This is a genomic window from Methylobacterium longum (genome assembly GCF_022179385.1).
GTDB lineage: Bacteria > Pseudomonadota > Alphaproteobacteria > Rhizobiales > Beijerinckiaceae > Methylobacterium > Methylobacterium longum.
The window spans coordinates 1-774 of record NZ_BPQS01000161.1; the positions used below are offsets into that span (position 1 = coordinate 1).

The 774-nt window shown below is 69.0% G+C and carries 2 protein-coding genes; both read right to left on the minus strand.

Going from position 1 to position 774, the window contains the following annotated elements; all coding sequences use genetic code 11:
* On the minus strand, positions 1-336 hold a 336-nt coding region (locus MFF58_RS31865), incomplete at its 3' end, for an IS66 family transposase (RefSeq protein WP_238294332.1).
* 68 nt (positions 337-404) lie between these two features.
* A complete protein-coding gene (tnpB, locus tag MFF58_RS31870; RefSeq protein ID WP_238294334.1) occupies positions 405-761 on the minus strand; it encodes an IS66 family insertion sequence element accessory protein TnpB in 357 nt (118 codons plus the stop codon).
* Positions 762-774 lie beyond the last annotated feature (13 nt).

Sequence of the window (774 nt, forward strand, 5' to 3'; positions counted from 1 at the left end):
GCATGGGCAGGCGGTGCTGCCGATGTCGACCACGCACTCGACCCGCGGCAGATGGGCGGGCAGCGCCCCACGGTTCGCGCGCCGCTTGACCCTCTGGGCCTCCTTCTTGGCGGGCTCGCTCTCCTCGGCGGCAAAGCCCGCAGCCTCGACCTGCTCAGCCTCCTCAAGCCCGAGCAGGAGCTGATCCTCAGGCAGGCTCTCGGCGCAGCGGCCGAAGCGGTGGCGCTGCATGGCCAGGATGATCTGGCGCAGCCGCTTGTTCTCTGCGCGCTCCTCGGCGAGCAGTGCCTTGAGCGTCTCGGGATCGTCGGACGAGGGCGAAGCAGGCGCGGCCACGAAGCGGATTATAGCATATCTGTCAGCGACTTACCACCGCGATGAAGACCGTCCGCCAGTCTTTTTGCTCAGCCGGCAACCGCCGGCGCGCCCACGGCACGAGCCGCATGGACGCGCTTCCAGTCCAAGCCTTCGACGAGCGCGGCGAGCTGCGCCGCGCTCAGCCGAACCACGCCGTCCTCGATCTTCGGCCAACAGAACTGACCCGCCTCCAAACGCTTGGTCGCGAGGACCAGCCCGCTTCCATCCCAGACCAAGAGCTTCACCCGGTCGGCCCGCTTCGAGCGGAACACGTAGACCGTGCCGGAGAACGGGTCCGCGCCGATTGCGTCCCGGACCAGAGCGGCCAGCCCGTCCATGCCCTTGCGGAAGTCCACGGGCCGGGTGGCCAGCATCACGCGCACCGCGCCGGACGGCCCGATCATGGGCAAGCCTTCA